Origin of the sequence: Acinetobacter sp. ABJ_C4_1 (assembly GCF_044538495.1) — a bacterium.
Taxonomy (GTDB): domain Bacteria; phylum Pseudomonadota; class Gammaproteobacteria; order Pseudomonadales; family Moraxellaceae; genus Acinetobacter; species Acinetobacter nosocomialis_A.
This window is the reverse complement of record NZ_JBIUCQ010000010.1, coordinates 40,593-63,303: the sequence shown is the minus strand read 5'-3', so window position 1 is coordinate 63,303 and position 22,711 is coordinate 40,593. Positions and strand designations below refer to the sequence as shown.

The window sequence follows — 22,711 nt, the reverse complement described above, 5'->3', positions numbered from 1 at the left end:
TTGTTCTTAAACTAAACAAGATTTCGTTTATAAATCTTAAAGTAATATTTAAATTAATATATTTTTCAATATTTTAATCTGATTGTATAAAGACTTAAAAGTACGCTTTTTAATCAAGAATAACTATTTTTATTCAAAAAATTTTATTTATATTAGACAATCAGAAGCAGGATATTTAAACCCTGCTTCATAATCGCTGTACTAAAACATACCTTCTTCAGAGTTGGCAGAGATTTTATGAATAGATAAATCTGCACCTCTAAACTCATCTTCTTGAGATAAACGAATACCAATAGCTGCTTTAAGTATGCCGTAAACAATAAAGCCACCAGCAAGTGCAATCGCAATCGCTAGAGCGGTCCCGATGAGCTGTGAGGCAAAAGATACACCGCCTAAACCACCCAACCATTTTTGACCAAACAGACCCACTGCAATACCACCAAATGCACCGCATACACCATGCAAAGGCCACACACCTAGTACATCATCAACTTTGAGTTTATTTTGAGTGTAGGTAAATAAGTACACAAACATGGCACCAGCTGCACCACCAATCACAAGTGCACTAATGGGGTGAACAATGTCAGACCCTGCACAGATTGCCACTAAACCAGCAAGAGGACCATTATGTAAGAAACCAGGGTCATTTCTCCCAATTGCATTTGCTGTAATGGTTCCGCCAACCATTGCCATAAGTGAATTAATAGCAACTAGGCCAGAAATGGCATCAAGACGTTGAGCACTCATTACGTTAAAGCCAAACCAACCTACAATCAAAATCCATGAACCAAGTGCCAAAAATGGAATAGAAGAAGGAGGGTGAGCACTTACACGACCATCTTTCTTATAACGACCAGAACGTGCACCCAATAAAATCACGGCAGCAAGTGCAATCCAACCGCCCATAGCATGGACTACGACTGAACCTGCAAAGTCGTGAAAAGCTGCACCAAAAGTCGTTTCTAACCACTTTTGTAGACCGTAGTTACCATTCCAGACCATACCTTCGAAAAATGGATAAACCAGACCAACTAAAGCGAGTGTTGCAATTGCTTGCGAACGCATTTTGGCGCGTTCAGCAATACCGCCTGAAATAATCGCAGGAATTGCCGCAGCAAAAGTAAGTAAAAAGAAGCAACGCATTAAGTTGTAGCCATGATCACTTGCTAGAGCTGTACCATCATGGAAGAAATGCTGGCCATACGAAATGTAGTAGCCAACAAAGAAATAGGCGATTGCAGAAAGGGCAAAGTCAGTCAGAATTTTACTAAGCGCGTTCACCTGATTTTTATGGCGAACGGTACCAAGTTCCAAGAATGCAAAACCTGCGTGCATGGCAAGAACCAAAACTGCACCAAGTAATAAGAAAAATAGATCTACATTTTGCATAGCATGCTCGAAAAAAGTGCTAAATTCCATTTTGGAACAAATCTGGGTCTGTAAATTGCACCAAAATAGATTTAAGGAATCTAAAAACCTAAGTTTGTCGAAACAAACTCAATTGCATAAAAGTGAATATGCAATAAGTGCACCAATTTGAATTGAAAATGTAGTTTTTGGCGATAAATGGTGCGTTGATTTGGTTAAGATAGGGCAGTTATGGCGCTTTTTACGTTACAAGTCATCTAATACGCTGATAAAATGACCTGAAAGAGTTCGTTATCAAATTCCTAAAATTATCCGTAATCATTTAATGATTTGACCAAACCTCTTGAGCAACTTCTATAAATGCTTTCACAGCGGGACTCATGTGCTTTTTATTTTTGACTGCGAGACCAATCGAACGTTTAAGGTTCGGTTTAAAGGGGCGTTTAACTACGTTTGGATAAAGTGAGAGTAACTCTTTGGTGATAACCATATCAGACACAATAGACACCCCTAATTGGTTGTGAACCATGCTAACGATACTCAGAATTTGTGACACATAAAATTTGATGTCTGGTTTCACATTAAAATTTTTTAAAATTAATTCGACCTGATATCGACTCCCAGCCATTGTCATAATAAAAGGGCAATTTTCTAGTTGTGCTGGATCAATATAGAGTTGTTGTGCGAGCGGGTAGTGACTAGGAATTAGGGCAACAAAACGATCTTCAATTAAAGGGAATGTATCGAATCGCTCATCTGGCATAATCAAAAAACCAACCTCTATGCGCCGTTCCAATAACCACTGAGCAACTTCTTTATCTTCACCTTCATCAATATAAATTTCGATTTTAGGGTAGCGTTGCCGAAAGGTTTCTAAAATTTCAGGCAATAGATAAATAGATGATGAAGCCCCAAAAGAGCCAATACGTAATGTGCCTTCGTTTAAACCGTGGATGGCCGCCACTTCTTTTTCTAATGTATCGGAAATACTCAATAGCTCTTTTACATGAGTAAGTAGCTGCTGACCTGTCGTGGTGAGCTCAATATCGCTTTGAGTTCTTGAAATGAGGTTAATGCCCCATTGTTGTTCTAATGATTTAAGTGCATGGGAAACTGCCGACTGTGAAATTCCCAGCTTTTCTGCTGTAGCCGTAAAGCTTTTTAGTTCAGCAATGAGGGCGAAAATCTCCAGTTGGGTAAATGTCATGTTGTATTTGTTATGAGTAAAAACTCATTTTATCATGAGTTTTCATTATCTTTAATATATGAGTAAGCCAAGGTTATTGCCAAAACAGCAAGCCTCAACAACACTCGAGCAAAGAAATGAATAGCATTGTTTTATCTCTTTTTCCCTTAGTTGCATTAATTGCATCGGGATACTTATTTAAAAAATATCGTTTTTTTAGCGATGAGTTCTGGGCTGGGGCAGAGAAGCTCAATTACTATATTTTATTTCCTGCTTTGCTTTTTAGTACGCTATCAACCGCAAAAATTGACTTAAAAAGTTTGAGTACAGCCATTATTGCGATGTTGATTGTGGTTTTGGCAGTAACCGCCTTTTTATACATACTCCGAATGTTTTGGCACATACCGCCTGCACGTTTTGGTGTGCATGTACAAAGTATGGTTCGCTTTAATACCTATATTGGTTTGGCTTTAGTGACTTCACTTTTTAAAACTGAAGGAATGGCAATTCTGGCAATTTTATTGGCGCTTTGTATTCCACTTGTGAACGTTATTTCGGTGCTTGCTTTAACTTCTAAAGAACACATGGCAATTAAACCTGTTTTGATTGCACTTCTTAAAAACCCTTTAATTGCATCGTGTGTGGTTGGGGCAGCAGTCAATGCACTTCATATCCCAATTTGGGAAGGCTTTAGTCAGTTTATTAAGCTTTTTTCAGTGTCGAGTTTGCCACTAGGATTGTTATGTGTGGGGGCAGCTTTGCAGTTTATGCAAATTAAAAAGGACATTGTGGTATTGGCAGCAGACACGTTTGCGCGACTTTTAGCAGTACCTGCCTTGGCTTACGCTGTGTGCATGTGGTTTGGTTTACCAAGCTTACAAACACAAATTTTAGTCATTTTTTTTGCGCTACCGACTGCTTCCGCTTCCTACATTTTAACCAAAGTTTTGGGTGGCGATAGTCAGCTTATGGCAGCTGTAATTAGCTTTCAAACCTTATGTGCTGCGGTGACTTTACCATTAGTGATTTGGTGGATCTTTTAGGTTATAACTTAGATAATCGCATTCTATTTTCTAAAAATGAATAGGCTGATTCTGACTTAAAGAATGCTTGGCTACCTTACTCATCTGATTATTGCTACACTTTTTTCTTTTTCAGGTGGATGAGTATGTCCTTCGATCTCAAAGTAAGCTTGCAGCAAAGGTCTGAACCATCTGCACAGCAGAAAAAACTGACTCGCCTGATTGATAAAATAGAACAGCAAAAAGTTAGCCTGAGCACATGGCAAAATGCACAAGCCGAGATTCAACAGCACATTCGGCAAAAACTGATGCCTGTGTATAGCGATTTGCATGAAGTCTTATTTCAGCAGTTGGATCAACTCTGGAATATGTTGCATAGCCATGAGTTTTCGAAAGAGATTATGCAACAACTAGATGAAAAAAATGCCCAGCTTGCACAAATGTTGAAGCGCTCCAAAATGCTATCTGCTGAACAGTTGGAGTTAGTGAGGCAGATCGATACCTTTTATCAGCAACATACGCAAGAGTTAGTAAAAAAGAATAAAAAAGCTCGTCCAATCAAATCTGAATACGATGAAAGTGCTGATCAAAGTGCAGAATTTGAAGAAGACTTTGAACAGTATGCTGCCGAGCAACAACAAGCGCGTGAACAAGCCAAACAGGAAAGGCAGCAACAAAAACGTGAACAAGCTGAACAAATGGCAACTCAATCACTCAAAACAGTCTATTTAAAAATTGCCGCGATGATTCACCCAGACCGTGAGCAAGATGAAACCAAAAAAGAAGAAAAAACTGAGTTGTTTCAACAGGCAAGTCAAGCCTATGAAAAGCAGGATTTGTTTTATTTACTCAAACTCCAGTTACAGCTTGAACAGAATAAGGGGTTAGGTGCTAAAGAACTATCTGCTGAGCAATTGAGGTTTTATAAATTGGCTTTAGATACACAAAGTCAGCAGCTTGAAATTCAAATTGCTGAGATTTTGGATTCTTTTCAGTTAGCTAAGAATGTGAAAGCGGAGCATGTGCATATCAGCGATGTTTATAAAGCTGTAGATGCAGACTGTGCTGAGCTAAAGCAGCAGTTGAAGTGGGAGAAAGAACGTTTAAAACATATGAAAAAGGTGAGTGGGGTGGAGATATTATTGGAGAATGGAGTGCTTTAAAGCTTTTTTGCCTCTTCCTTTGGAAGAGGGAATATATCGAATAAGAAATGAAATTCGAAATACTCTCTTCCAATAGGTTAGATAAACATATTTATTCTATAAAAAAGACTAAAATATTTATTCATATAAATCATGAGTTTTTATAAAGAGGGCAACATCAGGTGATTGTATTAAGTTAATACATTTTCTTAATATAAAACCAAACAGAATAACTATAATGCAGAATATAACAATAGCTAAAAACTCTGAAATAAAAAAGAATATAAGACTACACCCAAGTAAACTAATCAAAATATAAAGAAATAAAGTAATATATTTTTTCTCTATTTGTTTAATTTTAGATTTACGCTGTGCTTGGTTTAAAATAGGTCTAGGAGATTGCCAAACTGTATGTGAATGAGCCAAAGTTGTATTTTTAAGTTCCTGATAATAGTTTTGATCAATAGCGAAGAAATCTAAAAATTTCTGTTCTGCAACATAAAAATTTTGTATGGATTCAGATAAAATAAAATTATTAAATTCAAATTGTTGAAAATGAATTTCGAGAAACTGATTATCAGAATTACGTAAAATTTTTATTTTTTCAACTGCATTGAAATAAAGAAAATTTGAGTTTGTTAAACCATACATATTACATAAACCAACAGGGATTTTTGGATTAGTTCTTGCTTGTTTGAATTCAATCAGTACATTATGCGGTTGGGAGTTGATTACTTCAATTAGCAGTAAAGTATAAGAATGCGGTAATAAATAAAGTTTAACTTGTTGCCCGATTAATTGATGAGGTACGAGATTGGTTTTACTGAGATTGATTTGAGGATAATTAATTTTAAAATCTTTCTCTAACGTTCTATTATTTATATCCTGATATTCTATTGTAATAATGAGGGAAAACTTTTTCTTATTCCAATGTTGGATTTTTTTGATAACACCATATGTTAAAAGATATTTTTTAATTTGGGCTTCTTGGCGTAACTTTTTTTGTTTTTGATAATCAAAATAAAGAAATAGAGTAGAAGATAATAGCCCAATAGCACACAAAGTATAAAGAATAATAATAAATATTTGATTATCAATTTTTTTCCAGACTGCTAAAACTAAAAAAAGAATAAGAATAGCTTTAAGCAAGTTTTGTAGCCATTGTGGTGACAGGCTTAGAGGTAAATATTTCGTCAATTGTTTTTCAGAATTGACTATTTTGAGCTGGGGTTGATGATTGGTTGTATTCATTATTTTTTATCTATGAATATAAAGTTTTGATAAATCAGCCTTTTATATTACAGATTAAATTGGATGCTATAAAGATTAAAGTGCAACAATCTGTTCTGTATTTGCTTTATCTTTCTTAACTGAGCAATAAGCTCAGCAAGCTTTGCTTTTTCATCCTTAATAACTCCTGATAGGGCTTTAGACACAAAGCCTTCGTTTACAAGTTTGCCCGCGATTTGGTCGGTAGCTTCTGAAATAAGAAATCGTTGAGATTGGAGTTTTTATAAAATATAGTGTGAAAATTATAAAAATTAAAAGATCGGTTTTATGAATGAAAAATTTATTCAATTATCAAGAGAACTTAAACATAGACCTATTTTAGAAAAGGCTTTAGGACATTTTCCTAATTTACCTTTAGTTGCTATCGATTGCGGTTGTGGCGCTGGCAATGAATCTGCTTATCTACTCTCAAAGGGATTTAATGTTCACGCTTTTGATATTTCAATTGATGCACAAAAAGTCTGTACTGAGCGATTCAAAGATGACTCTAAATTTATTTTCTATCATGAATCTTTTGAAGACTTTAATTTCCCGTCTGCAAGCTTAATTATTGCTTCATCAAGTCTATTCTTTTGCGATCCAAGCTATTTTTATAGTGTAATTAAACGAATTATAAATGCGCTTCCTGAAGGCGGAATTCTGGTAGCTGATTTATTGGGGACTCAAGATGAATGGGTTGCTAGAGAACCTGCAAAATTTATAGGATTTACTTATCAAGATATAGTTGATCTATTCTTATATGATTTTAATTTATTGTTTCATAAAGAAATGAATGAAAATCTACCTTTGTTGAATGGTTTTATAAAATCATGGCATCTTCATATGGTGATTCTACAGAAAAAGTAATTTCTAAATATAGAAAAACCCAGAACCTGCTTGCACAGATTCTGGGTTCATTTAACTAAAAAGCTTAAAGCGCAGCAATTTGCTCCATATTCGCTTTAACTTTCTCTAACTGAGCAGCAAACTCAGCAAGCTTCGCTTTTTCACCTTCAACAACCGCTGCTGGTGCTTTAGAAACAAAGCCTTCATTTGCAAGTTTGCCCGCGATTTGGTCGTGTTGCTTTTGGATTTTATCCAAGTCTTTTTGCAAACGAGCAAGCTCAGCTTTAGGGTCAATTAAACCTTTCATTGGTACAAATACCGATGCATGGCTAACAACGCTAGAGCAAGACAGAGGCGGTTCTTGGTCTTTATTCAAGAACTCAATGCTTTCAACTTTAGCCAATGCTTTGAACAATGCTTCAATACGAATGATTTGTTCGCGTTCAGCGTCAGACGTATTTTGAAGTAATACAGGCAATAAGCGCGCATTACCTAAGCCCAACTCACCGCGAATGTTACGTACTGCACCAATCAAACCTTGAAGCCATTGCATGTCTGCTTCTGCTTGTTCGTTGATTTTTGCTTGCTCAGGAATAGGGTATTGAGCAGTCATAATCGTTGGGCCGCCTTGACCAAGCATTGGTGCAAGAGTCTGCCAGATTTCTTCTGTCAAATATGGCATTAACGGATGAGCCAAACGTAAAGAAGCTTCCATCACTGCAAGCAATACACGGCGTACTTCAGCTTTACGCTCTTCTGAAACTTCTGCATCGTTCAGAACTGGTTTAGTTAACTCAACGTACCAGTCACAGTATTCATTCCAGATAAAGTCATAAATCGCTTGAGCAGCAAGGTCTAAACGATACGTTGCAAACGCTTGATGTACAGCAGCTTCAGCTTTTTGCAGACGGCTCATAATCCATTGTTCTGGAAGTTCCCATAGATCAGGACGCGCTTCTTGACCAACAGTTTGACCTTCAACATTCATGAGAACGAAACGAGTTGCGTTCCAGATTTTGTTACAGAAGTTACGGTAGCCTTCAACACGCTTTAAGTCGAACTTAATGTCACGACCAGTGTTTGCAAGCGCACAGAACGTAAAGCGAACTGCGTCAGTACCATAAGCATTGATGCCTTCTGGGAACTCTTTGCGTGTTGATTTTTCAATCTTCGCAGCATCTTTCGGGTTCATTAGGCCAGTTGTACGTTTCGCAACTAAGCTTTCTAAATCAATACCGTCAATCAAGTCTAATGGGTCAAGTACGTTACCTTTAGACTTCGACATTTTTTGACCTTCACCATCACGTACCAAGCCGTGAACGTAAACAGTCTTAAATGGAACTTGAGATGAACCATCTTCATTTTTCATGAAGTGCAAGGTCATCATGATCATGCGGGCAACCCAGAAGAAAATGATGTCAAAACCAGTGACCAACACATCTGTTGGGTGGAAGGTTTTTAAGAAATCATTTGCTGCATCTTTTTGTGCGTCGCCAGTCCAACCTAAAGTTGAGAATGTCCAAAGTGCAGATGAGAACCATGTATCAAGAACGTCTTCGTCTTGTTTAAGTTCAACGTCAGCCGCGATGTTGTTTTTCGCGCGCACTTCTTCTTCATTACGACCTACATAGATGTTGCCATTCGCATCGTACCAAGCTGGAATACGGTGACCCCACCAAAGCTGACGTGAAATACACCAGTCTTGAATGTCACGCATCCACGCCATGTACATGTTGCTGTACTGCTCTGGAACAAACTTAATACGGCCATCTTGAACTGCTTCAATTGCAGGTTCAGCAAGCGGAGCAATTTTTACGTACCATTGGTCAGTCAATAATGGCTCAATGATCACGCCTGAACGGTCACCGCGTGGCGCTTTTAAGTCATACGGTTGGATTTGATCTAACCAGCCTTCAGCTTCAGCTTGAGCAACTAATTTTTTACGTGCTTCAAAACGCTCTAAACCAGCATATTCCGCAGGTGCAGTAATGGTTTTAGAAATTTGTTCGCCAGCTTTTGCAATATATTCAAACTCACCTAAAACTTCGGCGTTTTTGTTGAAGATATTAATGATTGGTAAGCTATTGCGTTTACCTAGGTCATAGTCATTGAAGTCATGAGCAGGGGTAATTTTTACACAGCCAGTACCGAAGTCTTTTTCAACGTAGTCGTCGGCAACAATCGGAATTAAACGACCAGTAATTGGCAATACAATATTTTTACCAACAAGATGTGCATAACGCTCATCTTCAGGATGAACGGCAACCGCAGTATCACCAAGTAAAGTTTCAGGACGAGTTGTTGCAACGACTAAATAGTCTTTGCCATCTTGAGTTTTAACTGATTTGTCTTCAAAGAAATATTTAAAGTGCCAAAGCGAGCCTTTTTCTTCTTTGCTTTCTACTTCAAGGTCAGAAAGAGCAGTTTGAAGTTTAGGGTCCCAGTTTACAAGGCGCTTACCGCGGTAAATTAAACCATCTTCGTGCAAACGAACGAACACTTCTTTAACTGCGTTTGATAAACCTTCGTCCATTGTGAAACGTTCACGTGACCAGTCTACCGACGAACCTAAGCGACGAATTTGTTTGGTAATTGTGCCGCCAGATTGTTCTTTCCATTCCCAAACTTTTTCGATGAACTTTTCACGGCCTAAGTCGTGACGAGTTACACCTTGTAAGCCAAGTTGACGCTCAACAACCATTTGAGTTGCAATACCAGCATGGTCAGTACCCGGTTGCCACAACGTGTTTTTACCCATCATGCGGTTATAACGGGTGAGGGCATCCATAATGGCATTGTTAAAACCATGGCCCATGTGCAAACTACCAGTGACGTTTGGTGGTGGAATCATGATACAGAATGATTCACCGTGACCAGAAGGTTTGAAGTAACCTTGTTCTTCCCACGTTTTGTACCACTTCTTTTCGATCTCGGTTGGATCGTATGTGGTTGCAATATTTTGAGCGGTTTGAGCGTCAGTCATAGTAGCTTAGATCGAATATGCATAAAAAATTGCATCTATTGTAGCAAAAAAATGCCTCGAAATTAATGTGCTGAAAACAGATAAACGGTTTTGTATTTTTTTCAAAAAACGGTAGATTTATGAAGCATGGATCACAATTTAATCGTGTAGCGGCACGGCACAAAAATTACAAAAGAATTGATAAGGGATGAGACTCATGAGCTACAAAGTTTTTTTAAAAATTTCCGACTCGACCTATACGCAATTTGCTGCGATTCGAGAGAAATTGCATGCAGGGGTAAAAGAAAGCCAATCCAAAGTATTGGGTAATGTTCTTTCCGATTTATCTTGTGAAATTATTGAGCAAGTGTTCTCCGTATTGTTACAAGGAGAGCAAGGCAACTCGACTATGACTGAAAAGCAGCGCCAAGAGTCTGAGAAAGTTCTTCAACAAATTTTAGATACTTTCCGAAAGTATATGCCTTGGTCAGTTTCTTTTTTTGGTAATGAACGACTTTTACCTTTGGTTGATTATATGACGTCACTCATGAAAGAACGTGAGCAAGATGTTTATATTACGTACCCGATCACACCTCAGCTTGTGCAACAAGCCCAAACACTGACCGAGCAAATACGCGCGGGCAATATGCAAAGCGTAGAAGAAGCTTTTCAAACCTTGATTCAAATTGTGGATTTAGGCGTAACAAGCCTAGTACGTGAACCTAAAAAACGTTTAAAATTTAATTTAGTTGTCGATAAAACCCTAAATGGGGTCATTAATATGACAACGCATTTGGGCTATAAACGTTTGGAAAAATTGGGGACGCAGGTTGATCAGACCACAGCAACTCACTATATCAACCACTTTTTGGCCTTCATGCATCAAGCAGCATAATTTAAAAAGATAATAGGAAGTTAAAATGGCCAAACTTGATACTTTGCAAAATAAAGTGGTGTGGATTACGGGAGCCTCTTCCGGTTTAGGTAAAGCTTTAGCTGGTGAGTTTGCTTTGCAAGGTGCTCAAGTGATTTTAACTTCGCGTCGCTTTGAAGAGTTAGAAGAAGTTCGCGTTGGTTTACTCCATCCAGACCAGCATTTGTCGGTAGTTGCAGACATTACCAACCAACAGCAAGTTCAAGAAGCGTATGAGCAGATTTTAAAAGCCAAAGGTCGAATCGACTGGCTTATTAATAATGCGGGTTTAAGTCAACGTGCTTTGATTCAGGACACCACGATGGAGACTGAAAGAGCCATTATGGAAGTCGATTATTTCTCGCAAGTGGCATTAACCAAAACTGTGCTGCCGACGATGCTCAAACAAAAGTCTGGCCGAGTTGTATTTGTCTCTAGTGTAGCAGGGCTATTAGGTACGCAGTATCGTGCAAGTTATTCGGCTGCTAAAGCTGCAATTCACATGTGGGCCAACAGTTTACGTGCTGAAGTTTCAGATCAGGGCGTTGAAGTTTCTGTGATTTTCCCGGGCTTTGTAAAAACTAATGTTTCATTTAATGCGTTAAATGGTGCAGGGCAGCCTCAAGGCCATCAAGACGAAGCAATTGAAAATGGATTAGAAGCAGATGTTTTTGCAGAACAGTCAGTTAAGGCATTAATGCAAGGGCAAGAGTATATAGTAGTGGGCGGAACGAAAGAAAAATTAGGTGTAATGGTTTCCCGTATGTCCCCGAAATTACTCTATAAAATGATACGAAAAACAAAAGTGAAATAAAAAAAAGATTTCGCCGTGCTAAATTGATGGAAAAACCCGCATAGAAGGTTCACCATGGATCAAGACTACCATCGTATTTTAGAGGTCATTACGCGTTTTCAATTGGTTTTTGACCAGAAAAATTGGGATGCGTTTGATGAGTTGTTGGCCGATCAACTTGAGGTGGACTATTTGCAGTTTAGAGGGGAGCCTTTATGTGTGGTGTCTTGTCATGAATATAAAGGTTCACGGCAACAAGCTTTGTCACATTTGCGGCTACAGCACAATTTAAGCAATCCTCTTATTCGGATTGAACAAGATCAAGCATGGTTAGAATGTAATTATCAAATTTATCGTTTTTCGGAAAATGATTATTTTCATTCTTTTGGTCGCTATTATTTTACTTTGGCAAAACAACAGGGCATATGGAAAATTACCGGAATTTGCCAACACTTAACTAAAAATATTGGCAATCCGCGTATACATTTTTCTGCTATGGGGAGTGCTAGTCTTTGACTGCTGTACCATAAGCAAAAACCTCAACCATTCCGCCTTGCATACCGAGTTCGGTTGTACTCAGCCGAACTCCCATAATATGGTTAGCACCCACACTATGTGCTTGTTGTTTTAAACGAATAATCGCTTCACGGCGAGCACGTTCAACAATACTTTCATAACTGCTAAGACGACCACCTAAAACATTTTTTATAGAAGCCAGTACATATTTAAAATAGTCATGTGAAATGACCACATTACTGCTAATAAAGTGGCCCAACTGATCACTTGTTGCAAAACGATTGGTATCAATTCTGATATGTGCAAATTGTTGCTCTTTTTCTAGAAGTTCATTCAAATGCTTTCGCTCAATATGGCGACCAAAAGCCCAACCGATACTGAAAAGAATGAGAAAAACAACAAGCTGAAAAATAAGATTGTCCATTTTCTACCTATGCATTAAATGGGTCTGGTAGATGTGGAGCTTGCGGTTGTACCACGACTGCCGTGCCATATACAAATAGCTCTGAAGCACCTTGGGCAATATTTGAAGTTGAGAAACGAATACTGACAATTGCATTTGCACCAAGCTGTTGGGCTTTGGCAATCATACGATCCATGGCTTCTTGACGGGATTCTTCTAATAATTCGGTATAACCCGTCAGTTCACCACCCACAATATTTTTTAAACTTGCCATGAGGTCACGGCCCACATGTTTGCTACGAACAGTGCTTCCATAAACAACATCGAGTTGCTTTAAAATTTGATGGCCCGGAACGCTTTCTAAATTACTTAATAACATTGTTTTTTATCAATCTAAATTTCTTAAGGTTTCAAGATAAAAAATATTCACATCAGTTGCAATAAAAAAGCCCACCGAAGTGAGCTTTTATAAGAACATGATTTAAAGCTTATTGCTTTTTAAGTTCAGCACTTGATGGTTGGTGTGCCACTGTATCTGAAGTATTTGCTTTTAAACCACCACCTAGAGTTTTATATAACTCGATTTGGTTGTTTAAGTTTGCTTGTTGAAGCAATAACAAACCTTGTTCAGCTGAATAAGATGAACGCTGTGCATCAAGAACCGTCAAGTAACTATCAATACCAGCACGGAAGCGAGCATTTGAAAGTGTGTAGTTGCGGTTAGTTGCTTCTACCAGACGTTGTTGCGCTGTTAAACGGTCACCAATGTTGGCACGAGTTGCAAGTGCATCATTCACTTCACGGAACGCAGACTGAACTGATTTTTCATAGTCAGACAATGCAATTTTCTGATCAGTTTCAGAAATTTTCACATTGGCACGACGAGTACCCCAGTCAAAGATTGGTAAATCTAAGCTTGGACCAATTGACCATGCAAAACCACCAGACTTAAATAGATCACTTAAGTCAGTTGATGCATAACCTGCTGAACCCGTTAAGCTAATAGTTGGGAATAAACGTGCTTTTGCAGCACCAATATTCGCCCCCGCAGCGCTTAAGTTATATTCAGCCGCTTTTACATCTGGACGGTTGTTTAGCAAGTCACTTGGTAAACCAGCAGTGAATACATTTTGCTGAGCAATACGTTTCACAGGTTGTGTTGGCAATAAGTTTTGTGCAACGGGTTGACCTACAAGTAAGTTCAACAAGTTTTGTGCTTGAGCAATTTGAGTCTTGTAGTTCGCTACATCATTACGCGCAGTTTCTACAGAAATCTGTGCCTGACGCAACGGAACTTCACTGTCGATACCTACATCAAAACGTTTTTTGTTGAGATTGTAAGAATCTTGCTGTGCTTTAAGTGTTTGCTCTGCAAGTCTTAAATTTGCTGTTGCAAACGAATAATTCAACCATGCCTGAGCAACTTGGCTGATCAAGCTGATCTGAGTCGAATCACGCGCACTTTGTGTTGAGAGGTAATTATCTAAAGCAGCGTCTTTTAGACTACGAACACGGCCCCAGAAATCAAGCTCATAAGCAGTTACACCCAAACCTACTTGGTAAGTAGAGTAGGGGTTATTCGGGTCACGACTTGGCGTAACTTGACGAATTGCACTACCACTTGCTCCAATTGTTGGAAGCTGGTTGTTCTTTGTAATCTGATATTGCTCTTGAGCACGTTCAATATTGAGCGTTGCTTTACGTAAATCACGGTTATTCGCAAGAGCCAAGTCGATTACTTCCAGCAAACGCGGGTCAGCAAAGAACTGTTTGTAGCCCTGTTCAGCAATAGATGTACCAGAAGCGCTGTTATATGCATAGCTCTGTGGAATATCGGTTTTCACGACTGGTTCTGGGCCGCGCATGCTTTGACAAGCTGCCAAAGCAAGCGCAAGTGCAGATACCGCAATGCTACGACCTGAAATAGACCATACTTTTTGCATCACGATTTATGCTCCTGAGTGTTTATGGTTTTTGGTTTGTACTTAAAGATACTACGAATCCACACATAGAATACAGGGATAAAGAAGATACCTAAGAATGTCGCGCTGAGTACGCCACCAAGTACACCGAAGCCTACTGAGTGTTGACTTCCTGCGCCAGCACCTGTTGAAAGAGCAAGTGGAAGTACACCAAAACCGAAGGCAAGGGTCGTCATGATAATTGGACGTAAACGCATTTTTGCAGCATGTAAGGTTGCATCCAGTAGATCTTCACCTTTTTCCTGCAATTCTTTTGCGAACTCAACAATCAAGATCGCATTTTTTGCAGAAAGACCGATCACCGCAATAATCGCCACCTGGAAGTAAATGTTATTTGAGAGATTTGGATCTCCTTTAATAATCATACCCAAGTAGGTCAATACAAGCGCACCAATGACACCAAGTGGTACCACAAGTAAAACCGAGAACGGAATAGACCAGCTTTCATATAATGCAGCTAAGCAAAGGAATACGATTAACAATGAAAGTGCGTATAAGAATGGAGCTTGAGCACCAGACTCACGTTCTTCAAGTGATAAACCTGTCCATTCATAGTCGAAACCTTGTAAGCCCATAGATGGTAACTTACCGATAATTTCTTCCATTGCTTTCATCGAGTCACCAGAGCTCACGCCAGGTGCAGGAGTACCTTGAATGTTAACCGATGATACGCCGTTATAACGTTCAAGACGTGGAGAACCATAAGTCCATTTACCTGTAGCAAATGCAGAGAATGGAACCATCACACCTTTGTTATTACGTACATACCACTTATTTAAGTCTTCCGGCATCATACGGGTATCCGCATCACCTTGAACATAAACTTTTTTCACACGACCACGGTCAACGAAATCGTTAATGTATGAACCACCCCATGCAATACGCATTGTATTGTTGATGTCAGCAATGCTCACACCCATCGCACCAGCTTGGGCTTGATCTACATTAATTTGATACTGAGGTGTATCTTCCTGACCATTTGGACGTACACCCATCAGGCGTTTATCTTGTGATGCTAAGCCTAGAATGGTGTTACGAGCTGCAATCAGTTTCTCATGGCCTTGACCACTTGAATCTTTAAGCTGCAAGTTAAATCCGGCAGTTACACCCAATTCAGGCATTGCAGGAAGCTGTAATGGCATAACGTATGATGCATCTTTAATGATCATATTTAATGCCATACCACGCTTAATTAATGCGCCGATTTGAGTTTCTGGTGTTGTACGTTTACTCCAGTCTTTCAACTTAACGAAGCCAATACCAGCATTTTGACCCACACCCGTGAATGAGAAGCCAGATACGGTGAAAATAGATTCCACTGTGTCTTTTTCATTCATGAAGAAGTTGGTCATGGTGTCAATCACTTTACCTGTACGGTCAAGTGTTGCATTTGGCGGTAATTGAACAAGTGTCATTACCACACCCTGATCTTCTTCTGGTAAGAATGAAGATGGGAGTTTTTGGAACAAGAATACTAAAAGGGCAACTACTACAGCATAAAGCACGCCAGAGAAGATTTTGCCTTTAAGCATGCGGCTAACACCATTTTGGTAGCTATGCGACATGCGGTCAAAACCGTTGTTAAAGCTTCTAAAGAAACGCGCAAAGATATTATTGCTAGGTTCTTTATTTGGATCATGCTGTTTTAAGATTGTTGCACAAAGAGCAGGGGTGAAGGTTAACGCTACAATTAACGACAGAACCATTGCTGTTACAAGGGTAATCGAGAACTGACGGTAAATTACACCTGTTGTACCACCAAAGAATGCCATTGGTACGAATACCGCAGTCAATACGCTGGTAATACCCACTAAGGCACCAGAAATCTGCTGCATTGAACGAGAAGTTGCTGTAACCGGATCGGTATGGTCTTCACTCATTACACGTTCAACGTTTTCGACTACAACAATGGCGTCATCGACCAAAAGACCGATTGCCAATACCATAGCGAACATGGTTAAGGTGTTAATTGAGAAACCAAAGATATTAATAACTGCAAATGTACCTAATACAACTACTGGAACTGCAAGCGTTGGAATAATCGTTGCGCGCCAGTTTTGTAAAAATAGGAACATAACAATGAATACCAAAATCACGGCTTCAATTAGCGTATGTACAACACTTTCAATTGAAAGACGGATAAATGGAGTCGTGTCATAAGCGAGTTTATCTTGTAAACCTGCTGGATAGTTCTTACGTAATTCAGACAAACGTTGTTCAACAGCTGCTGCTGTATCAAGTGCGTTCGCACCAGTTGCAATTTTAATTGCAAGACCAGCCGCTGGTTTGCCATTAAACTTCGAATCGAACTGATAGTTATCAGAACCTAACTCTACACGAGCAACATCTTTTAAACGAACCTCAGCACCTGATGCTGTGTTCTTTAAGAAGATATTTTTAAACTGTTCAGGTGTCTGTAATAAGCTTTGCGCATTTACAGTTGCGTTAAGCACTTGACCTTGTACAGCAGGTGCACCACCTAACTGACCTACAGCAACTTGCGAGTTCTGCGCTTGTAAAGCAGTTGCAATATCACTAGGAGTGAGTTGGTAACTTGTTAATTTAGCTGGATCGAGCCAAATACGCATCGCGTATGAACCACCAAAGACTGTTACTTCACCAACACCAGCAACACGGCTAAGCGGTTCTTTAATTGATGAGTTTACATAGTCTTTAATGTCTGAGTCTGAAAGGTTGTTATCTGGTGAATAGAATGCAATAACTTGCAAGAAGCTCGCACCAGATTTAGTTACTGTCACACCTTGACGTTGTACATCTTCAGGTAAAAGTGCAGTTGCAGATTGCAATTTGTTTTGAACTTGAACCTGTGCAATATCAGGGTCAACACCTTGTTCAAAGTTTAATTGAATAGATGCTTGACCGTTACCTGCACTGTTAGAAGAAATATAACGTAAACCATCGAGACCATTCATTTGTTGTTCAATGATCTGGGTTACGGTGTTTTCAACTGTTTCAGCCGACGCACCAGGATAAGTCGCAGCAATTGTGACTGTCGGTGGTGCAATCGTTGGATACTGTGCAATAGGCATTTTTGTTAGCGTGAGAATACCCGCCAACATAATGACTAATGCAATCACCCACGCAAATATGGGGCGATGAATAAAAAATTGTGCCATTCAATCTACCCCTTATGCATTTGAAGCTGCTTTCTGTTCTGCTTGAGGTTTACCTGATTGAGCCGGTTTCGCAGCATTTGGCGCTGCACCTTGAGGATTTGCTGGTTGAGCTTGATAAGGTTTTGCTGTTACTTGTTGCCCTTCTTTAACTTTGGCAACGCCATCAACAATGACTTTATCGCCAGCTTTTAAGCCGTTAGTCACAATCCAGTTTTGTCCTTGAACCCCTGAGGTTTCAATTGGACGACTCTCAACAGCCCCTTTGGCATTAACAAGCATTGCTACAGCTTGACCTGTAGGTAAACGTGTAACGGCAGCTTGTGGAATCAGATAAGCATTTGGAACAACACCCTGAACAATTTGTGCAGTGGTATACATACCCGGAAGCAATAAATGATTCGGGTTAGAGAATACAGCACGTAACGTAATTGTTCCTGTATCTTGGTTTACAGAAGCGTCAGAGAAAGCAAGTTGCCCTTCGATTGGATAGGTAGAACCATCTTCAAGCTTTAATTTTACTTTCGTGTTGTTACTGTTGTTTAAACTGCCTTTACTTAATTGCTGACGTAAACGTAACAACTCGGCGCTAGACTGATTAATATCAACATAGATTGGATCTAACTGCTGAATCGTTACTAACGGGTCAGTCTGGTTTGCAGTAACTAAAGCACCAGCCGTTACTGAAGAACGCCCAGATTGTCCAGAAATAGGAGAGCGAATTGTAGAATAACCAAGATCTACATTCGCATTTGTTACTTGAGCCTTAGCTGCAGCAACTTGTGCTTCTGAGACATTGACTTGACCAAGTAAGTCATCATATTCCTGTTTAGACACAGCATTACTAGAAACAAGTTGTTTATAACGATTTAACTTGGTACGTAGTGAAGCTAGATTTGCCTGTTGTTGTAGGAGTGATGCTTTTGCATTTTCTAACGTTGCGCGGTTCGTTCTAGAGTCGAGCTCATAGAGCGCTTGACCTTCACGAACATAGCTTCCTTCAGCAAATAAACGTTTTAAAATCACGCCACTTGTTTGAGGACGAACTTCAGAAATTTGATATGCTGAAGTACGGCCTGAAAGCTCAACGCTTTGTTCAACACTTTGTGGTTGAGCAACAATAACACCTACTTCTGCAGGCGGCATTTTCTGAGCAGCAGCAGCTTGCTGTTTCTCATCGGAGCCTTTGCTACAACCAACAAGCGCGATACTTGTTGCTAATGCGCAAGCAGTAAGGGCTGGTGCCCAAAGCTTAGCCGACATCATTGTTCCACCTCGTTTAGATAAAATCTAAAAATATATTTGTTTTCTACTTAACCTACTTTGTGTTTGTAATAACCAGAGCCAAAGCAGTGCAATCCAAATAAAACCAATACCCCAACCAGCGAGTACGTCTGTTGGGAAATGAACTCCTGCATATATTCTTGAAAGCCCCATACACACAAACCAAAGACAGGAGATCAAAACAATATAAGGAGAGTTAATGTTGTGCTTACGGCATAACATAATCATTGCCAGACAAGCCAGTGTTGATGCATAAACACTATGTGCACTTGGGAACGATGCACCGTAACTTTCAACGATATGATATGCCTCAGGAGGTCTAGGCCGGTTAACACACCACTTGAGCAGCCAACCAATGGTGATACTGCCAATAACTCCCAAGCTAATGAAAATAACAGTAATATATTTTTTATACCATGCTAAATATACACATACTAGAAAGGATAAAAAACATACAAAAGGCATGCCGCCTACGCGTGCAAGAAAGGCAGTTATAGTATTAAGATAATCTAAACGATGGTGACTCAATGTTTGAACGGTGAGCAAGTCCAAAGATTGAAGACTTGGTACAACCAGACCAAGAACACCTAATCCTAAAAAAACGCAACCAATACAAAGCAATAGATAGGGCATATACACACCTTTGCTTATTCATGTAGTTTTTTACTACTGAATGCCGTTGAAAGTGTACTTGCCAGTACACTTTTTTTCAAGCCTGATAGATCATCGTAAATTCATTTTGAAATTTTTTTAACATTTGGAAAAACAATCACAACAAAATTGACGGAATTCACAATTTGTGTACAAAGCAAAACGCTAGTGTTCTGCTTTTTTTCCGCCACTTGTTTGGGTATTTTCTTCTAATTCTAAAGGCTGTTTCGGTGGCCAGAAGAAGTCACTTGGTCGGGTAAGAAAATGGGTCATGACCAGTTTAGCTAATGGCTTCCATTGTTCAAAGCGAACTCGACGTGCACGTAATGCCACAATAATAGTGAGCGTGAAACTCACAAATAAGTTAGTGAGACCAATACAAAGCACACCTAAAAACGAAACTATAATCAAGCCAATATCGGGGCTACCATTAATAGTCATTAAACCTTGAATAAAGTTCGCTGATGCAAAGGCAATATGACGAATATCTAAAGGTAAACCTAGAATAAAGCCGATAGTTCCCATACTTCCTAGCATGACACCGAAAAGGAAGTTACCAGCAAGCGCACCTAAGTTACGTTCTATGTATTCAGCAAAACGGTTTAGGCGATCTTGCCCAAATAAGTTCCTTAAACGTCGGTGTGCTTTTAAACGAGGTCCTACTTTTCTATAAACAGCCATATTGTCGAAGTAGCCTGCAATAAGACCCGACAAGAACAAACACACGCCTGCGATTGCTGCATGTGGAACGGCTAAGGACGTAAATGGATTTAAACTGTGTAAAAGAGAAGTGGCTTTGGTATGGGTTAATAAAGGTTCATCTAGATAAAACTGCCAAGCAAAAGTAATGAGTGCGGCAGTAGGGATTGCAATCGAGATATTACCCAAAATAGCAATAAACTGAGTTCGAATAATATTGATAATAAGTGCGGCTAACTCTGCAATTTGTGCAGTTTTAGAGCCTTTACGCTGCTGAACAGTGGCTGCGAGGGCAGCCGCTGTCATTGCTGGCTGTTTTGTCGCAACAGTAAAGTGCAATACATGAATCAGAATAAAGCCGAGTGAATAGTTCATACTGAACGTAAAGGCTTGCATAAGCGGGGCCATCGTCATACGTGCAGCAAGAATTTTTAATGATGCCATACAGGCAATAATCACACCTGCACCAGCAGCGGCTTTATACATACCCCAAAAGCCTTTAGTGTCTGTACTCACATAGTGCTCACCAGTACGGCTTGCATTTTCTGTAACTTGAAAGGCGATGAGTTCACTAGTGGTACTTAGTAAAGAGCGAACACTTTTTTCGCTGTAATGTGCTTTAGTTAAGTCCGAAATTAAATTCCCTAAAGAAATATAGCGGCCTTCACTGTCGTCTACGACCAAGTAGAGTAATAATTCAATTCGATCTAAACATTGCTCAAGCAAAGACAGTAAATAAGTCAAACTTAAACTAACACCGATTCTTTTGGTGGCACGACGTATTTTTAAAACGACGTCACGGCATTGTTCCAACATTACAAATGCTTGAGATGCATCTGGCGGGGGAACAACTGCAATGTCATTGCTAGAAATATCTTGTTTTTTATACTTTTCAATAAACTCAATAATTTCACGGTTTTGTACTAAAAACGGTGATTCATATTCAGTTAACTCAGGCTGAGCATTAATAAATTCAGGATAAAGCCCAATACCACTAATACGATAAGATAAGACAGTAATCGCCTTAATCATTTCTCGTTGAATGGCATGTTTTTCATCGACATTACTGTTACTTTGCCCAATAAGCCCGAATAAGGTTGCCCAATCTTTGTCATCAACATTGTTTAACCAGACTGAATCACTTTCTAAATAGAAAATTTTTCCAATCAAAATTTTGAGCTGGCTTGCATCTTCAATGAGTGGCAGAAAATGGCCGCCGAGTCTTTGTCCAAGTTGGTTCCAGAAACCATCTAAAGACAAAATGCCGCTATCGGCATATAAGCTCACTTGCTTATATTGATTAATTAAACTTAATAAAAAGGTTTGTAAAAGGGCAGGAGCGGTAGGAGTAAGTAATAAGCTATCAATAAATGCTTGTATTTTTTGCTCTATTTCATCCGTATCGTGAGGATCGGATGGCCGTAAAGCATTGACTAGGTCAATGAGAATATTTTCGTCGATAACAGCTTGAGGATTTTCAAGCTGTTTCTGGATTTCTAAAAAATGATCTGAAAAATTTATATGCATAGGCAAAATAATATCTACTGTATTCGATGTAATGCAAGCTGAGTAAGGTTAATCAACGCCTGACGATAAGGTGTATCAGGCAAGATTGTTAAGGCTTGCAGTGCTGCTTCTGTTTCTTCTTGGGCACGGCGCTGGCAATAATCTAAAGCACCAGACTTTTGTACAATTTCAATAACTTTGGATAATTGGTCAACCCCACCAGTCGCAATACTACGACGAATAATGGCGTGCTCTTCACCAGTTGAATGTGCTAATGCTGAAATTAACGGTAAAGTCGGTTTACCTTCCATCAAATCATCACCAATATTTTTACCTAATGTTTCAGCATCTGAAGTGTAGTCTAAAATATCGTCAATAATTTGGAATGCATTTCCAAAATGACCTGCAAATAATCTTAAAGGTTCACGGTAGGCTTCTTGCCCAGCCAAAATGGCAGCACCTTCAGTTGCAAGTTCAAATAAACGAGAAGTTTTCCCGTGAATAATTTTTAAATATGTTTCTTCGGTTGTATCCGGTTGATGCTGAGATTGAAGTTGTAGTACTTCACCTTCAGCGATTTCACATGTACCTGTTGAGAAATCTTTTAATAAGGTCATGTTGTTTAAATCAACCAATAGATCAAAAGCGCGAGCAATAAGGAAGTCACCTACTAACACAGCAGTTTGGTTGTTCCAAGTTGCGTTGGCAGTAGGGCGGCCACGGCGAAGCCCAGATTCATCGACCACATCATCATGCACTAAAGTTGCGGTATGAAGCATTTCAATAATGGCAGCCAGACGCTGTGCATTTTGCATGTTGTCTAGGCCACAAGCTCGTGCTGCAAGTAAACACATGATCGGGCGCATACGTTTGCCGCCAGCTTCAACAACATGTTTACTGACCGACATGACCAAGCCGACTTTTGAGCTAATTCCTTCATTAATCAAGTGATCCATCGCAGCAAAGTCTGTAGCAACAGGAGCGAGAATGTCTTGCTTAAAATCGATGACCATATGAAGAAAAACCCCGTATTGG

18 protein-coding genes and 1 pseudogene are annotated in these 22,711 nt (G+C 39.4%); 6 read left to right on the top strand and 13 right to left on the bottom strand.

Translation table 11 applies throughout. The features are described 5' to 3' along the window. Positions 1 to 201 precede the first annotated feature (201 nt). Complete coding sequence (locus ACIF8R_RS12825; protein WP_396481131.1) at positions 202 to 1,389, bottom strand: ammonium transporter; 1,188 nt, start codon at positions 1,387 to 1,389, stop codon at positions 202 to 204. Between the two features lie 301 nt (positions 1,390 to 1,690). Then, complete coding sequence (locus ACIF8R_RS12820) at positions 1,691 to 2,575, bottom strand: LysR family transcriptional regulator (RefSeq protein WP_206261485.1); 885 nt, start codon at positions 2,573 to 2,575, stop codon at positions 1,691 to 1,693. A gap of 116 nt (positions 2,576 to 2,691) precedes the next feature. Between ACIF8R_RS12820 and ACIF8R_RS12815 the strand changes: the two genes are divergently transcribed. Both ACIF8R_RS12815 and ACIF8R_RS12810 read left to right on the top strand, forming a co-directional pair. Beyond that, positions 2,692 to 3,597: an AEC family transporter gene (locus ACIF8R_RS12815; RefSeq protein WP_396481128.1), complete on the top strand. Its 906-nt coding sequence runs from the start codon at positions 2,692 to 2,694 to the stop codon at positions 3,595 to 3,597. A gap of 125 nt (positions 3,598 to 3,722) precedes the next feature. Further along, complete coding sequence (locus ACIF8R_RS12810; RefSeq protein ID WP_396481127.1) at positions 3,723 to 4,739, top strand: molecular chaperone DnaJ; 1,017 nt, start codon at positions 3,723 to 3,725, stop codon at positions 4,737 to 4,739. A gap of 117 nt (positions 4,740 to 4,856) precedes the next feature. On the opposite strand, the gene ACIF8R_RS12805 is transcribed toward ACIF8R_RS12810, so the two are convergent. Both ACIF8R_RS12805 and ACIF8R_RS12800 read right to left on the bottom strand, forming a co-directional pair. Further along, a complete protein-coding gene (locus ACIF8R_RS12805) occupies positions 4,857 to 5,969 on the bottom strand; it encodes a hypothetical protein (protein WP_396481125.1) in 1,113 nt (370 codons plus the stop codon). 75 nt (positions 5,970 to 6,044) lie between these two features. Then, positions 6,045 to 6,196, bottom strand: a pseudogene (locus ACIF8R_RS12800) (hypothetical protein); the annotation flags it as partial. A 79-nt stretch (positions 6,197 to 6,275) separates the two neighbouring features. Here ACIF8R_RS12800 and ACIF8R_RS12795 point away from each other — a divergent pair. Then, complete coding sequence (locus tag ACIF8R_RS12795) at positions 6,276 to 6,854, top strand: methyltransferase domain-containing protein (RefSeq protein ID WP_396481123.1); 579 nt, start codon at positions 6,276 to 6,278, stop codon at positions 6,852 to 6,854. A 64-nt stretch (positions 6,855 to 6,918) separates the two neighbouring features. Here ACIF8R_RS12795 and ACIF8R_RS12790 read toward each other — a convergent pair whose 3' ends face one another. Next, positions 6,919 to 9,816 (bottom strand): valine--tRNA ligase, encoded by a 2,898-nt coding sequence (locus tag ACIF8R_RS12790; RefSeq protein ID WP_284118929.1) that lies wholly within the window; start codon positions 9,814 to 9,816, stop codon positions 6,919 to 6,921. Positions 9,817 to 10,012: 196 nt separating this feature from the next. Here ACIF8R_RS12790 and ACIF8R_RS12785 point away from each other — a divergent pair, with 196 nt between their 5' ends. Genes ACIF8R_RS12785 through ACIF8R_RS12775 form a run of 3 tightly spaced genes read left to right on the top strand, consistent with a single transcriptional unit; the run spans position 10,013 to position 12,017 of the window. Further along, a complete protein-coding gene (locus ACIF8R_RS12785) occupies positions 10,013 to 10,690 on the top strand; it encodes a hypothetical protein (protein ID WP_396481120.1) in 678 nt (225 codons plus the stop codon). Between the two features lie 25 nt (positions 10,691 to 10,715). Next, the gene (locus ACIF8R_RS12780) at positions 10,716 to 11,522 is read left to right on the top strand and encodes an SDR family NAD(P)-dependent oxidoreductase (RefSeq protein ID WP_016803828.1); all 807 of its coding nucleotides are present in this window, start codon (positions 10,716 to 10,718) and stop codon (positions 11,520 to 11,522) included. A 54-nt stretch (positions 11,523 to 11,576) separates the two neighbouring features. Then, positions 11,577 to 12,017: a nuclear transport factor 2 family protein gene (locus ACIF8R_RS12775; RefSeq protein ID WP_396481118.1), complete on the top strand. Its 441-nt coding sequence runs from the start codon at positions 11,577 to 11,579 to the stop codon at positions 12,015 to 12,017. On the opposite strand, the gene ACIF8R_RS12770 is transcribed toward ACIF8R_RS12775, so the two are convergent. The 8 genes from ACIF8R_RS12770 to sdsA form a co-directional block, all read right to left on the bottom strand. After that, positions 12,007 to 12,441 (bottom strand): YbjQ family protein, encoded by a 435-nt coding sequence (locus ACIF8R_RS12770; protein ID WP_068936337.1) that lies wholly within the window; start codon positions 12,439 to 12,441, stop codon positions 12,007 to 12,009. The genes ACIF8R_RS12775 and ACIF8R_RS12770 overlap by 11 nt on opposite strands. A 7-nt stretch (positions 12,442 to 12,448) precedes the next feature. Next, on the bottom strand, positions 12,449 to 12,799 hold the full coding sequence (locus ACIF8R_RS12765; protein ID WP_396481115.1) for a YbjQ family protein: 351 nt from the start codon (positions 12,797 to 12,799) through the stop codon (positions 12,449 to 12,451). Positions 12,800 to 12,908: 109 nt separating this feature from the next. Further along, the gene (gene adeK, locus ACIF8R_RS12760; protein ID WP_263614919.1) at positions 12,909 to 14,363 is read right to left on the bottom strand and encodes a multidrug efflux RND transporter outer membrane channel subunit AdeK; all 1,455 of its coding nucleotides are present in this window, start codon (positions 14,361 to 14,363) and stop codon (positions 12,909 to 12,911) included. Then, a complete protein-coding gene (gene adeJ / locus ACIF8R_RS12755; protein WP_263614466.1) occupies positions 14,363 to 17,539 on the bottom strand; it encodes a multidrug efflux RND transporter permease subunit AdeJ in 3,177 nt (1,058 codons plus the stop codon). Before adeJ ends, adeK begins: the two co-directional genes overlap by 1 nt. A 12-nt stretch (positions 17,540 to 17,551) precedes the next feature. Beyond that, complete coding sequence (gene adeI / locus ACIF8R_RS12750; protein ID WP_263614465.1) at positions 17,552 to 18,802, bottom strand: multidrug efflux RND transporter periplasmic adaptor subunit AdeI; 1,251 nt, start codon at positions 18,800 to 18,802, stop codon at positions 17,552 to 17,554. Positions 18,803 to 18,826: 24 nt separating this feature from the next. Further along, positions 18,827 to 19,453 (bottom strand): phosphatase PAP2 family protein, encoded by a 627-nt coding sequence (locus ACIF8R_RS12745; RefSeq protein ID WP_240287939.1) that lies wholly within the window; start codon positions 19,451 to 19,453, stop codon positions 18,827 to 18,829. Between the two features lie 183 nt (positions 19,454 to 19,636). Next, on the bottom strand, positions 19,637 to 21,697 hold the full coding sequence (locus ACIF8R_RS12740; protein WP_396481113.1) for a site-specific recombinase: 2,061 nt from the start codon (positions 21,695 to 21,697) through the stop codon (positions 19,637 to 19,639). Between the two features lie 14 nt (positions 21,698 to 21,711). Next, positions 21,712 to 22,689, bottom strand: a complete 978-nt coding sequence (gene sdsA / locus ACIF8R_RS12735; RefSeq protein ID WP_396481111.1) for an All-trans-nonaprenyl-diphosphate synthase — start codon at positions 22,687 to 22,689, stop codon at positions 21,712 to 21,714. Positions 22,690 to 22,711 lie beyond the last annotated feature (22 nt).